Origin of the sequence: Shewanella sp. LC6, from assembly GCF_006385735.2 — a bacterium.
Taxonomy (GTDB): domain Bacteria; phylum Pseudomonadota; class Gammaproteobacteria; order Enterobacterales; family Shewanellaceae; genus Shewanella; species Shewanella xiamenensis.
Genome location: NZ_CP043902.1, coordinates 3669031 through 3683670 on the forward strand (window position 1 = coordinate 3669031; position 14640 = coordinate 3683670).

Below are 14640 nucleotides of genomic sequence, written 5' to 3' on the forward strand. Positions count from 1 at the left end.
TATCAAGCAACAGGCGGCAAGGTATCGAGCGGCCATCGCGGTTGACCTTTTACTGCTAAGTCTTCCTGCTGCCCTGCCTTCAAACGCTGTAATCCAGCAAAGGCAATCATGGCGCCATTATCAGTACAAAATTCACCACGAGGATAATAAACGCGACCACCAATAGAGGTCATCATCTCAGCCAAGGTTTCGCGTAAGCGGGTGTTGGCACTCACGCCACCGGCAATCACTAAACGGTTATAACCCGTCTGTTTTAAGGCGCGGCGACATTTAATCGCTAAGGTATCTACAACCGCTTCTTCAAAAGCTCGGGCGATGTTGGCGCGGGTTTGCTCATCATCAGGTTCAGCGGCAATGGTATTGGCGGTAAAGGTTTTAAGGCCGGAGAAACTAAAATCAAGCCCAGGCCTATCTGTCATTGGACGCGGGAACTGATAACCAGCAGGCTCGCCTTTGGCGGCAAGTTTGGCAAGCCGTGGCCCCCCAGGATAATCCAGCCCCATCAACTTGGCCGTTTTATCGAAGGCTTCACCGGCGGCGTCATCCACCGACTCTCCTAAGACTTCATAAAGGCCGATACCATCGACTTTGACCAACATGGAATGACCGCCTGACACCAACAGTGCAACAAAAGGAAACTCCGGAGCATCTTCCTCAAGCATAGGTGCCAGTAAATGCCCTTCCATATGATGTACACCGATGGCGGGCTTGTTCCATGCAAAGGCTAGCGAGCGACCAACACAGGCGCCCACTAATAAAGCCCCAATTAATCCAGGGCCTTTGGTATAAGCGATACCGTCGATGTCGGCAATGTCGGTATTGGCGTTTTTCAACGCTTGGCGGATCAGCGGGACAATTTTGCGCACATGGTCGCGGGAGGCCAGTTCAGGCACCACGCCACCATAATCCGCATGCAACTTAACCTGACTATATAACGCATGGGAAAGTAACCCCAGCTTATCGTCATAAACGGCAATACCTGTCTCGTCACAGGATGTCTCAATACCTAGAACCCGCATGGTGCCTCAAATCAAAACGTTTAAAGGGCGCTAATTCTACCTGCATGATGACAATTACTCCAGCCGACAATCACGTTATTCAGCCCCCCAAACCAAGCTGAAATGATTAGGGCTTTACAAGCCTAGTGGTCTCGGTATAAAATTCCGCACCATTTTAAATACACTTGGTTCAAGTCATTGAACCAGACAACCTACACCTAAGGGGTGATGGCGTATGCCAATTATTAAAGTACGTGAAAACGAACCATTCGACGTAGCTCTGCGTCGTTTCAAGCGCTCTTGTGAAAAAGCTGGTATTTTAGCCGACGTGCGTGCTCGTGAATTCTACGAGAAGCCAACTACTGCTCGTAAGCGCGCAAAAGCAGCTGCAGTTAAACGTTTAGCTAAAAAGCTTTCTCGCGAAAACGCACGTCGCGTACGTTTATACTAATCTCTTATGAGCCTAATTGATCAGCTAAAAGACCATATGAAACAGGCCATGATCGCCAAAGAGAAGGCGAGATTGAGCACTATTCGTATGGCACTTGCAGCCATCAAACAGATTGAAGTGGATACCCGCGAAACTCTGAATGATGAGCAGGTTATAGCTGTCTTAACCAAAATGGTGAAACAACGTCGCGATTCGATTGCTCAATATGAAGCAGCGGGTCGTAGCGAGTTGGCCGCAGCAGAAGCAGAAGAGATTCAAGTTATTGAAGCTTTCCTGCCTACTCCCCTCTCTGAGGCGGAAATTGCCGCGTTCATCGATGCTGCTATTGCTGAAATAGGCGCATCCTCCATGGCGGATATGGGCAAAGTAATGGGAGCATTAAAACCTAAAGTTCAAGGACGTGCAGACATGGGCGCTATCGGCGCTATGATCCGTGCAAAATTGCAATAATTAGCGTTTCAATGTATGAACAAGCCGTGCCTATGCGCGGCTTGTTTGTTTAAATTCGCGCAAGGCGAGATTTTAAGCACTCAATGGCAATACCTCGTGATTTTATCAATGAGCTAATCGCTCGCACCGACATCGTCGAACTTATCGACCGCAAGGTGCCCTTGAAAAAGGCGGGTAAAAACTACTCGGCCTGTTGTCCTTTTCATAGTGAAAAATCACCTTCGTTTACCGTTAGCCGCGATAAACAGTTTTATCATTGTTTTGGCTGCGGCGCCCACGGCAATGCCATCGATTTTGTGATGGAGTACGACAGACTCGATTTTATCGATGCTATTGAAGATCTTGCCGGACAACTGGGCTTAGAAGTGCCCAGAGAACAAGGCACGGGTAAACGCCAAGACGATGGCCTAAGCCGTGATCTCTACCAATTAATGGAAGAAGCGAGTCGCTTTTTTCAAACCCAGTTAAGACAACACCAAGACAAGCAAAAAGTCATCGACTACCTCGCTTATCGCGGATTATCCGATGATATTGTTGAGCATTTTGGGATTGGTTTTGCACCCGACGGTTGGGATGGGTTATTAAGCCGCTACCGACACAGTCAAGATGCACAGGATAAACTCCTGACCGCAGGCATGCTGATCAGCAATGACAGCGGTAAAAGATACGATAGATTCCGTGACCGCCTGATGTTTCCCATTCGCGACCGCCGTGGTCGTGTGATTGGATTTGGTGGCAGAGTATTGGGAGATGGCACACCCAAGTACTTGAATTCTCCAGAAACGCCCATATTTCATAAGGGCAATGAACTCTACGGCCTATACGAGCTAAAGCAACGTCATCGTGATCCAGACAAAATACTGATTGTCGAAGGCTATATGGACGTCGTTGCCCTAGCCCAATATGGTGTCGATTATGCGGTTGCATCGCTTGGCACCTCGACGACAGCTGAACAATTTCAATTGTTGCTGCGTAGTGCTAAAGAAGTCATTTGCTGCTACGACGGCGATAGAGCCGGTAATGAGGCCGCCTGGCGCGCCTTAGAAACTGCCTTGCCCCTGTTAAAACCCGGGGATAAAGTACGTTTTATGTTTTTATCGCAATCTGAAGATCCAGATTCAATGGTTCGCAAGATTGGTAAAGACGCATTCGAGCAACTGATGGACAGTGCTATCAGCCTGCCCGAATTTTTGTTTGATACATTAACGACGAAATACGGTACCGATAAAGGTAATTTAGCCAAACAAGCCTTTGGCCTAATTGAAAAAATTCAAGACACTGTGCTGCAAAACCTCCTACTTGAGAGCTTAGCTCATAAGTTAGGAATGAACAGCTCAGACGATATGAAGAAAAAACTGGGTTTTAGTGTCAAACAAACTAAGCCCACAGCATCAACGGGACTCAAAGGACGCGGTACACCATTGCGACTTGCCATCGCCTTGTTAGTACAGCATCCCGAGCTGGGACTGGGGTTATCTCCGCAACCAGCATTAAACCATCTGCAAATGCCAGGCATCGACTTGCTGCCATTGCTGTTGGCGTTAACTCGAGAGCATAAGTTAAACAGCGCACAACTACTTGAGCAATTCAGAGACAGCCCCCACAGCGGGACGCTGCATAAATTAGCCCAATGGGACCATCAAGTGGCGGAAGAAAACTTGCTCGAAAAGTTTAAACAGACCCTGGTTTGGTTGAACAATCAATATATTGAACAACGATATCAGGAATTGAGTCTAAAACAGACCCATACTAAGGAAGAAAAGATCCAGCTGCAGAAGCTGATCTCAGTCATGAAAGGACTAAACTGAGGCAAAAATGTCCTCATTCAGTATCCCAGTGACTAGCACAGGTAAGTGCACATGGCTATAATTGACGATTTGCGCGGCACTTAGCACGAGCTAACTGTCCGTCGTTGTAACAGTTTCCCAACTTGGATGATATCTATGGATCATACTCCGCAGTCGCAACTCAAGCTGTTGCTTGCCAAAGGTAAAGAGCAAGGTTACTTAACCTATGCAGAAGTGAACGATCACTTACCTGCAGACATGGTCGATTCTGACCAGATCGAAGATATTATCCAGATGATAAATGACATGGGCATTCGGGTATTCGAAGAGGCTCCCGATGCCGATGACATGATGATGTCGGAAGACAACACAGACGAAGATGCAGCAGAAGAAGCAGCCGCCGCCCTTGCCACGGTAGAAAGTGAGCTTGGCCGCACCACGGATCCTGTGCGTATGTACATGCGCGAAATGGGTACCGTTGAACTGCTGACCCGTGAAGGCGAAATCGTTATCGCCAAACGCATCGAAGAAGGCATTAACACAGTTCAAAGCTCAGTAGCCGAATACCCACAAGCGATCGCCATGATCCTTGAGCAATACGACCAGTATGAAGCCGATGAACTGCGCCTGTCTGATATTATCTCTGGATTTGTTAACCCTGACGAAGAAGACTTAGGCCCAACCGCTACTCACATCGGTTCTGAATTATCAGAAGAAGATCTTGAAGATGAAGATGATGAGGAAGACGAGGAAGACGAAGACGGTGATGCCGACGGCGATGATGATGGTAATAAAGGTCCCGATCCTGAAGAGGCTCGTGAACGCTTTAGCCAGTTAAGAACCGCCTACGAAAACGCGCTCAAAATCATCGAAGCCAAAGGCCGTGAACATCCAGAATCGATCAAAGCACTGTTTGAGATCGGTGAGATTTTTAAAGAGTTCCGTCTAGTACCTAAGCAATTTGACCGCTTAGTGAAAAGTATGCGTTCGATGATGGACCGTGTTCGCGTGCAAGAGCGTCTCCTGATGAAGCTTTGCGTCGAACAAGCTAAAATGCCAAAGAAAAACTTTGTTAAGTTCTTCACTGGTAACGAAACCAATCTCGATTGGTTTAATGCAGAAAAAACCTCAAACAAACCTTATGCCGAAGGCTTAAGAATGGTTGAGGATGACGTGCAGCGCTGCCGTAGCAAACTGGCCGCCATCGAAGAAGAAACAGGCTTAGTTATTGCCGCGATTAAAGATATTAACCGCCGCATGTCAATCGGTGAGGCTAAAGCTCGCCGTGCGAAGAAAGAAATGGTTGAGGCAAACTTACGTCTAGTAATTTCTATCGCTAAGAAATACACCAACCGCGGTCTGCAATTCTTGGACTTAATCCAAGAAGGTAACATCGGTCTGATGAAGGCTGTTGATAAATTTGAATATCGCCGTGGTTACAAATTCTCGACCTATGCGACTTGGTGGATCCGTCAGGCAATCACCCGCTCAATCGCGGACCAAGCCCGTACGATCCGTATTCCAGTACACATGATCGAAACCATCAACAAGCTGAACCGTATCTCTCGCCAAATGCTACAGGAAATGGGCCGCGAACCCTCACCTGAAGAATTGGCAGAGCGAATGATGATGCCGGAAGACAAAATCCGTAAGGTACTGAAAATCGCTAAAGAACCGATCTCCATGGAAACCCCAATCGGTGACGATGAAGATTCGCATTTAGGCGATTTTATCGAGGATACCACCCTCGAATTACCTCTGGACAGCGCCACCAGCGAAAGCTTGAAGAGCGCTACCCATGAGGTATTAGCAGGCCTAACAGCCCGTGAAGCCAAAGTACTGCGCATGCGTTTTGGTATCGACATGAACACCGACCACACGCTAGAAGAAGTGGGCAAACAATTTGACGTAACCCGTGAACGTATCCGTCAAATTGAAGCAAAAGCGCTGCGTAAACTGCGTCACCCTTCACGCTCAGAAATCTTAAAGTCCTTCTTAGACGAATAGATAGACGAATAGATAAGTGTCAAATATTAAGCCTAAGCCCCGCACTGCGGGGCTTTTTTTCGCCATCATTCAGTTAACGAGTAACAAACCAGCACAATATACAGCTCAACCCTCTTTCAAAATCAGAGAGTTAAATTACCTTGACCATGAATCGCACGGCAAAAAAACTTTGCAGAAACAACTGTTGATTAACAGATAACCAATTGAATCAATTCGGTGAATTTCATCGAAAAACACGGGTGACAAGCGCAAACAAGCTTAGTATACTGCCACTCGCTTTAGGTGATGACGATTGCCTTTAGTAGGCCCCTTAGCTCAGTTGGTTAGAGCACACGACTCATAATCGTTAGGTCCACGGTTCAAGTCCGTGAGGGGCCACCACCAAATTCAACAAAAAAGCCCATTTAATAATGGGCTTTTTTGTTTCTGCAATCTGTCGACACTCACTCATACCAACGCGACTCATTCCCGATAACTAACTCAAACGCGATTTCGATTTGTCCCTTTAGGTAATGGCCCAATTAAAGCAAAAACAAAGGCGCTAACTGATAACCACGTTAGCGCCTTGATAAGGTTAGAAAGCCTGTCAGACCTTAAATAGCAGGAGGCTGACCATCTGGTTAGGTTTTTAACTTACCTAATTGCTGATGTTGTTGTTTCACCAGCTCGGCGAGAACGACGCTGCTTTGCTGTGCTTCGCCTGCAAGACGAGCGAGTTCAGAGGCTGAGTCGGATATGCCAGTAATATTTCGATTAACCTCTTCAGTAACGGCACTTTGCTCCTCTGCCGCCGCAGCAATATGGGTCACTTGCGCTGAAATCTCCTCAATCTGGCTAACCATAGAATTAAGGGAGGTAAGCGCTTGCTCCGTTTGCGAAACGGCCATTTGTGCACGCTCAGCACCTTTATCAATAATCCCCGATGCACTAAGAACCTCTTTTTGGAGCGCATCAATCAGCACGCTAATATCGTCGGTGGAGCTTTGGGTTTTGGAGGCAAGTGCCCTTACTTCATCGGCCACCACCGCAAAACCCCGTCCTTGCTCACCTGCGCGAGCAGCCTCAATAGCCGCATTTAAGGCGAGTAAGTTTGTTTGCGCGGCAATGGAGCTAATCACTTCGAGGATACGGCTAATATTAGTGCTACTTTCAGCCACTTTACTGACGGCGACTTTAGCCTGCATAGACTCTTGCGACATAGTAGTCACATAATCCATCGCTTTAGTCAGACTCTCTTCACTGAGACGCACATTGCGTGACATAGCCTCCGTTTCGGCAGCGGTTTGTTCAGAAGCTTTGGCAACCTCAAGGGCTGTAGCACTCATTTCATTAACCGCAGTCACAACACTCTCAATCTCACCATATTGACGATGTACGCTATCGCGGGTTAATTCTGCAATTTTTGCAGAGGATAAACTTTCCTCCTGTGTCCGCCCTGCCAACGCTTTAAGCTCGGAGATTAAATCCTTAAGTTTATTGATAAAGGAATTAAATCCTTTACCCAGAGCGATAAGTTCTGCGTGTGAATCGACTTCAATCGATTGAGTTAAATCGCCATCGGCACTGGCTAAATTTTCAACGCGTCCCTGAATGACTTTGAGCGGTGCAATCACGCTGCGGATCACTATGCTGATGGTAACAACCGCTAAAATGGAAACCGCTAGGCCAACAATCAATAAGATGCTGCCAAGTGATGTTGCCATTTCGTCCATTTTTTCATTTAGTTGAATCGAACTCTTGAGTGCCATTGATTTAGGGACTTGAATCGCAAGTGACCACTCTGCGTTGGCAAGGGGAATATTAATCGGATAGGCAACGATAATTTCATCGTCATTTGCCATGTAACCGCCATTTTTATGCAATCCAACAATTTGTGTTGCCAATTTGGGGTCAATAGACTCGGCTAATGGACGCGCCTTTTTACTGTAGTGGCTTGCGGCAACCACTAAACCACGGGTACTGAGCAAAGTCACTTTAGCTTGGCCGTCATAAAGGCTTTTAGACAGTTTATCAATTAACACTTGGAATACTGGTAGGTTGAGATCCACCCCAACCACACCAATAAATTGTTTATGCTTAAGTACAGGAACCGTTAACGACGTCATTAACGCTGTATTGCCAGGGGTGATTTCGTAGAGATAAGGTTCCATTAAACAAGGCTTTAAGGTCTCCTTTGCACATAAAAACCATTCAGCATCTCGTATACCAAATTCGTTGAGAGTTGTTTTATATTTTTCCGATGAATCATCAACTTGGTTATGTTCAACTGTGCCATCATCATTGCGAGTGTAATACACCTCCAATGCTCCAGATGAAGCAACACTATGGCTGACATTAACATTTAAAAATTCACTGTCGAGTCCATCATACCCATTAGCTTCGAACTGGGCATACATTGACGAGATTTGCGTATTTTTCTTTAACACAGCAGCCACAGCGAGTTCTAAACGATCACGCTTGAGTGGCAATTCTTCTGACGTGCTTTCAAGTATGCCTGAAAAGGAATAAGGGATCCGGTAAGCTTCGTTGATAAAACCTGCGACCATTTCGCCATATTCGCCCGCTCGCGCTTCAAGCTTATCGTGGGTCTCCTTTTGCAATGTTTCTTGAACCTGGTAGGAAAGTTCAGCATTTTGATCCGAGAGGGTCCACCATAGACTGATGGAGAGAATAGCCACTATTGAGAGAAATAAGGCGGAAGTGATCCACAACAACTTAGTACTGATGGACAAATGCTTCATCGAGTAAACTCCAAATATAAGGTCAAGAGCCTAATTATTTTGATCTAGTTCATTTTTATTTTTGCTGACTAATTTAAAAAATAGCACTCTGCGTCGGGATTACCAGTCTTTAAGATAGTGAATTGTTAACTATAAGTAAAACTTTTCACCGACAGATTTAGGGCCAATTGCGACCTTTATCCCAATAGGTGGCAATTTGATATTTATCCCAAATCGATGAACGCAAATATGACCAAACTCACAAACCACAAAGATTAGCGAGCCACACTTTTTTACAAAAATTAATTCCAGATTAAAAACACCCATTTCATTTGTAACAAAGTCTATTCTTTGGCGTTGTGGCATTGGTTTGCGCAGGCTATCGCCTTATACTCTTGGCCTTAAACACAAAACAACAATAACGGAAGCAAGCTTTATGACTCTTGGTACCAATCAGGTAAGCAAGACACATTCGTTTATGACTGTGTCACTTATCGAATTATGGGAACGTTTTGGTTATTACGGCATGCAAGCGCTGATCGTGTACTTTATGGTGCAGCGTCTTGGCTTTGATGACTCCCGTGCAAACTTAGTTTGGAGTGCCTGTGCGGCGCTGATTTACGTGTCGCCAGCCATAGGTGGTTGGGTTGGGGATAAAATTCTCGGCACCAAACGCACTATGTTGCTCGGTGCGGGGATTTTATCTGTCGGCTATGCCCTGATGACAGTGCCGACCGAAAACACTTGGTTTATGTTCTCCGCTCTTGGGGTGATTGTGGTCGGTAACGGCCTATTTAAACCCAATGCCGGTAACTTAGTCCGTAAGATTTACGAAGGTGATGACTCTAAGATCGACAGCGCCTTTACCATCTACTACATGGCGGTAAACGTAGGTTCGACTTTCTCTATGCTGTTAACGCCTTGGATTAAGGACTATGTTAACGCGCAATATGGTAACGAATTTGGCTGGCATGCCGCTTTTGCCGTGTGCTGTGTGGGCCTAATCGTCGGCTTAGGTAACTATGCCCTGATGTATAAGAGCCTCGCCAACTATGGTTCAGAGCCTGATACTCGCCCCGTCAACAAAAAGAATCTTGCGATCGTATTGATATTAGCGGCACTTTCCGTTGTTGCTTCGGCGATCATTCTTGAATATGAAGATGTTGCCCGAGTATTCGTGTATGCCGCGGGTGTGGCAGTATTAGGGATTTTCTTCCACTTAATTCGTACCAGTGAGCCAAGTGAGCGTGCCGGCCTTATAGCAGCGCTTATCCTCACAGTGCAAACCGTCTTCTTCTTTATCTTCTATCAACAAATGTCGACTTCGCTGGCCCTGTTTGCGCTGCGTAACGTCGATTGGGATTTCCAAGTCTTTGGTACCCATTTATGGACTTGGTCTCCTGCACAATTCCAAGCACTTAACCCAATCTGGATCATGGTGTTAAGCCCTGTGCTGGCTTGGAGTTATTCTTGGGCTGGTCGCAATAATAAAGACTTTTCGATTGCCGCTAAGTTTGCCTTAGGTTTTGCGGTTGTCGCGATTGGCTTCTTTATCTACGGATTTGCAGGTCAATTTGCCGTTGAGGGTAAAACCTCTTCTTGGGTAATGATTTGGGGTTACGCTTCTTACTCTTTGGGTGAATTACTGGTCAGTGGTCTTGGTTTAGCCATGATCGCTCGCTACGTACCGGCTCGTATGGGCGGCTTTATGATGGGCGCGTATTTCGTGGCATCGGGGATTTCCCAGTACTTGGGCGGCGTTGTGGCTAACTTTGCCAGCGTGCCACAGGACTTAGTCGATCCACTGCAAACTCTGCCCGTCTATACCAATCTATTCAATAAATTAGGTATTGCGGCCGTGGTCTGTACTTTTATCGCCTTAGCCGTATTACCGCTAATGCGCCGTTTGACAGAAAGTCATCACGCCCATAACAGCATTGAAGATAACGCGGCGGCATCACTACGTGATGTGAAAGCCGAGCAATAATCCTTCATTCACATAAGTGATATGTGAGCGATAAAAACTGCCGACAAGCCCCGCTTGCGGCAGTTTTTTTATACCTTTAGGTTACTGCTCATCACCAAACAATCTGAACTTTCTGTGCTGATTTTTCATGCATCGGCTTGGGATAAGGCTTTCACCCCTGTTTGCAAAACTAAGATGTTCGGTTCCAATTTTAACTCAGTGTTAAGCTAAAGCCTTGAGCTTGTTTATCGTTGATACGTCACCATATCCTAGGGTAAGACTCAATCAGCACTGACAGAACAATCGCTTTAGCGCCCACCACATTCATCCGTGGGACACCAAATAAGGCCGTTGCGACAGAGCTGACACACGCAAAGAGGCGCTTAATTTATGGCTACATCATCCACATCAACATCATCTGTCATCCCATCGCAGGCTGTGCCCGCGGCTAAATCTCCTCTGGCGGAGATTCCCTTTTCACTGTTAGAGCTTGCACCTGTTCGCCATGGCGCCTGCATCGGAGACACGCTACGCGCCAGCCTGCAATACGCTAAGGTTGCCGATGACTTAGGTTTTAATCGATTCTGGTTTGCCGAGCACCACAATATGCCCGGTATCGCCAGCGCCGCAACATCGTTATTAATTGGCTATATTGCCGAGAATACTAAACGCATTCGCGTCGGCGCGGGCGGGATTATGCTGCCCAACCATGCCCCCCTAGTGGTTGCCGAGCAGTTTGGTACGCTCGAAAGTCTTTATCCTGGACGTATCGATTTAGGGCTTGGCCGCGCGCCAGGGAGCGATCAAATCACCAGCCGCGCCCTTAACCGCGATATGAGCCGCGCGGAGCAATTTCCCGCCGAGGTGAGCGAGTTACAAACCTTACTCGGCGACTACAATGGCCATCATCCCGTCAGAGCGATTCCCGGCGAAGGCACCCATGTACCGATTTGGCTACTCGGCTCAAGCCTGTTTAGCGCCCAGCTTGCGGCACAGCGCGGCTTGCCCTATGTCTTTGCAGGGCATTTTGCGCCAAAATTCCTCTACGATGCGATTGAGATTTACCGCCGCGACTTTAAGCCATCTCAGGTGTTGGATAAGCCCTATGTCATGCTTGGCCTGCCGCTAATCGCTGCCGAGACGGACGCCGAAGCCGAATACTTGAGTACCACCTCCAAGCAACGGGTACTTGCGCTGATCCGTGGCGAAGCGCTGTGGTTAAAACCACCCGTGAACAGTATGGACGGGCTGTGGAGCGAGCAGGAAAAAACCTATGTCGATAACTTCTTAGGCTTATCCGTCACCGGAGGCCCCACCACCATCAAGCACCGCTTAGAGATGATAGTGAGGGAGCTGGGTGTCGATGAGTTTATCTTTACTAACGATTTGTATGATCAGGACAAACGTGAGCGCGCGCTACAAATCCTGATGGAAATTAAAAGAACTTAAGCGTTAAACCACGCCATAAAAAATCCCGCCTAAGCGTAATGCCGTTCACTTAAGAGTGAACGGCATTTTTCTTTGGTCTAACCGGAAACTTGTTTTTGCTCATTTTAAGGACTCGTGGATATGCCCTTTCCCGTTTACCATCCAGCTTAAATTGCCGTGCATTTCGTTCTATATCCAATACGTCTCTCGGGACATTCCCCGGTGTTTGTGATGACAGTTGTGTCAACTTGAAGATGATATAACTCGCCGCATCCCGAAAACTCAGTTGATTGGGATGGACCGATGGCAAGCTTTTAGCCATCAGCAACATCTTATATCTAATGAGATTGTAGGCCAGTAGCACGCCCCATAACTCTTGAGTCACCAGCTCCGGTAGTTGACTGCGGAGCGTAAAACGGCTCTCCAGTAGATGTTGTTTCATCTCTCTATAGCCCAGTTCGATTTCCCATCGATGGGCATATAAGTCGACGATGTCTTCGCTGGGGTAACGCATCGGGTCTGTCAACGAGGTCAAAATGGCGACTGACTTACCTTTCACTGTCTTAGTCAATAAACGCGCTTCAAGGGTATCTGGGAGCTGCGGCCATTTCTTTCTGGCTTGAGGTGTCGTGGTGAGTTTCACCCACTGGTCATGTTTCCCCAGCGTTCGCACTACTTCATATTGAGTGCCTTTCTTCAATGGCAACAACCAGTGGCTATCAGGTTGCGCTTGCTGCCAAGCGTGCAGCAGGCCGAGCGAGTAAAATCCTCGGTCAAATAGGGTTAGGCTGTGATTGGGAATGCTAGGAATGAGCTGGGACGCTAAGTTCATTTCATTTTCGGCAACCGAATCAAAGGCGCTGTTGACCAATAAATGGCTGCTTAACTCCATCAAGCAAACCATGCGAATTTGCGGATAAGCCGCTTCGCCTAAAGCGTTGGCGGTTCGTCCAAAGGCGGCTTGATTTTGAACACTATCGGGTGTCCGCCACACGACACCGTCAACACCATACAAGTTAAGACCGCACCAATGAGGATGTTCAGCTCTCGCGTGCCAGGTATTGGCGCTGCGGCTAAATACTTCTCTAATAACCTCACTGCCCAATCGTTTACGCGCCTGAGTCACGGCGCTGCGTGCAACATAATCAATCTCTTGCGGCAAAACAATGTCGAGTTTGTTGATGAGTGACCGAACAGACTCCCCTCGGAACAAAGCCATTCCGATAACGGCCCAAATCATCGCGTCCATCGGCAATTTACGGCGTCTTAACGTCGCAACGCCCTGAGAGTCTAGGCAAGATTGAATTAATTCAGGTTCTAACACATCTGCTAAGCAGGTGAATTCGGTTAGGCGGGTAATATGAGTACGGGCGAGTGCTTCTGAGAGTTGCATAAAAAATCCGATGACATGAGGTCATCGGATTTTGATCTTTTCAGCGAGATCGTCAAGCGATCTGTCTTAACTGATCGGCATTACGCCTAAGCGGGATTTTTTATGGCTATTAACCTTTTAACACGGCATCGAAGCAGGCTTTAAGAATGCCCAGCCCCGCTCCGAGCTGCTCGTCTGGCACTGTCAATGGCACCAAAATACGCAGCACGTTTCCGTAGGTGCCGCAGGAGAGGAGAATCAATCCTCGGTTTCTAGCCTCTGCTAAGATTTGCGCGCAATACTGAGGTGCTGGTTTACCATCCTCCATCAATTCAATGGCGATCATCGCCCCTAAGCCGCGCACATCGGCAATTTGTGGATGTTCGACTTGCATGGTATTTAACGCCGACTTAATCCGCTCGCCAATCGCATTGGCACGCTCAAGCAGCTTTTCCTCTTCAAACACCTCAAGTACGGCGAGCGCCGCCGCACAGGCCAGTGGGTTACCGCCGTAGGTGCCGCCAAGGCCACCAGGGCCAATGGCATCCATAACTTCAGCTTTACCCGTAATACCTGAGAGGGGGAAGCCGCCGGCAATGGATTTCGCAAAGGTGGTGATATCGGCGCTCACGCCCATTTGCTCCATCGCAAAGAAGGTCCCCGTGCGACCCGCCCCCGTTTGCACTTCATCGGCGATAAGCATAATGCCTTCGCGGTCACAAAGTGCACGTAAACGTTGCATAAAGGCTGGCGAAGCGGCATAAAACCCGCCTTCGCCCTGCACAGGTTCGAGAATAATTGCGGCAATATCGCTCGGCTCGGCATCATTTTTAAAGATACGTTCGATAGAGGCCATCGCATCATCATCGGACACGCCGTGTAGCGCACAGGGAAACTCAGCGCGGAACACATTCGTCGACATTAACCCCATGCCTTTACTGTAAGGCGCGATCTTTCCCGTTAACGCCAGTGCCGCCATAGTGCGACCATGATAACCCGAGGTAAAGGCAATCACGCCCGCCCGCTTAGTATATGCTCGAGCAACTTTAACTGCATTTTCAACCGCTTCTGAGCCGCTGGTGAATAAGGCCGTCTTCTTGGCAAAATCCCCCGGCACTAACTGATTCAGTTTTTCACAGACTTGAATATAGCTTTCATAACCCAGCACCATAAAACAGGTGTGGGAGAAGTCCTCAAGCTGCGCCGCAACAGCCGCCTTAACCTTAGGATGTAAATGCCCAGTGTTGAGCACAGCAATACCACCTGCAAAGTCGATAAACTCTCGACCTTCAACATCCCACACACTCGCGTTTTCAGCGCGGGCAGTAAAAATTGGGTGAATTTGACCCACTCCACCAGCTACAGCGGCTTGGCGACGTGCCATTAATGAATCATTAGTTGTGCTCATTTTGTGTTCCTTACTTGCATTCCCAACTTGCTGAAGTCGCATTGCCTGTCAAG

Annotated in this window: 10 protein-coding genes and 1 tRNA gene; 7 read left to right on the top strand and 4 right to left on the bottom strand. The window is 47.7% G+C overall.

Translation table 11 applies throughout. The features are described from left to right. Positions 1–2 precede the first annotated feature (2 nt). Positions 3–1019, bottom strand: a complete 1017-nt coding sequence (gene tsaD / locus FJD32_RS16485; RefSeq protein ID WP_037431043.1) for a tRNA (adenosine(37)-N6)-threonylcarbamoyltransferase complex transferase subunit TsaD — start codon at positions 1017–1019, stop codon at positions 3–5. 214 nt (positions 1020–1233) lie between these two features. Here tsaD and rpsU point away from each other — a divergent pair, with 214 nt between their 5' ends. From rpsU to FJD32_RS16510, 5 genes are all read left to right on the top strand, one after another. Then, positions 1234–1449 carry a 30S ribosomal protein S21 gene (gene rpsU / locus FJD32_RS16490; protein ID WP_006080725.1) on the top strand — a complete coding sequence of 72 codons (216 nt, stop codon included), beginning with the start codon at positions 1234–1236 and terminating at the stop codon, positions 1447–1449. 6 nt (positions 1450–1455) lie between these two features. Next, on the top strand, positions 1456–1899 hold the full coding sequence (locus FJD32_RS16495) for a GatB/YqeY domain-containing protein (RefSeq protein ID WP_037415447.1): 444 nt from the start codon (positions 1456–1458) through the stop codon (positions 1897–1899). 83 nt (positions 1900–1982) lie between these two features. After that, positions 1983–3707, top strand: a complete 1725-nt coding sequence (dnaG, locus tag FJD32_RS16500; RefSeq protein WP_037431044.1) for a DNA primase — start codon at positions 1983–1985, stop codon at positions 3705–3707. Between the two features lie 135 nt (positions 3708–3842). After that, on the top strand, positions 3843–5693 hold the full coding sequence (gene rpoD, locus FJD32_RS16505; RefSeq protein WP_086024099.1) for an RNA polymerase sigma factor RpoD: 1851 nt from the start codon (positions 3843–3845) through the stop codon (positions 5691–5693). Positions 5694–5997: 304 nt separating this feature from the next. Next, positions 5998–6074 (top strand) — tRNA-Ile (locus tag FJD32_RS16510). A 239-nt stretch (positions 6075–6313) separates the two neighbouring features. On the opposite strand, the gene FJD32_RS16515 is transcribed toward FJD32_RS16510, so the two are convergent. Continuing rightward, positions 6314–8434, bottom strand: coding sequence for a methyl-accepting chemotaxis protein (locus FJD32_RS16515; RefSeq protein ID WP_037415438.1), 2121 nt, complete (start codon positions 8432–8434; stop codon positions 6314–6316). A 415-nt stretch (positions 8435–8849) separates the two neighbouring features. On the opposite strand from FJD32_RS16515, the gene FJD32_RS16520 reads away from it, so the two are divergent. Continuing rightward, positions 8850–10400, top strand: coding sequence for a peptide MFS transporter (locus FJD32_RS16520; RefSeq protein WP_037415432.1), 1551 nt, complete (start codon positions 8850–8852; stop codon positions 10398–10400). A gap of 369 nt (positions 10401–10769) precedes the next feature. Then, the gene (locus tag FJD32_RS16525) at positions 10770–11828 is read left to right on the top strand and encodes an LLM class flavin-dependent oxidoreductase (RefSeq protein WP_231640337.1); all 1059 of its coding nucleotides are present in this window, start codon (positions 10770–10772) and stop codon (positions 11826–11828) included. Positions 11829–11877: 49 nt separating this feature from the next. Here FJD32_RS16525 and FJD32_RS16530 read toward each other — a convergent pair whose 3' ends face one another. After that, positions 11878–13200, bottom strand: a complete 1323-nt coding sequence (locus FJD32_RS16530) for an IS4-like element ISSba6 family transposase (protein WP_088585763.1) — start codon at positions 13198–13200, stop codon at positions 11878–11880. Positions 13201–13309: 109 nt separating this feature from the next. Next, positions 13310–14587 (bottom strand): 4-aminobutyrate--2-oxoglutarate transaminase, encoded by a 1278-nt coding sequence (gene gabT / locus FJD32_RS16535; RefSeq protein ID WP_140906904.1) that lies wholly within the window; start codon positions 14585–14587, stop codon positions 13310–13312. Positions 14588–14640 lie beyond the last annotated feature (53 nt).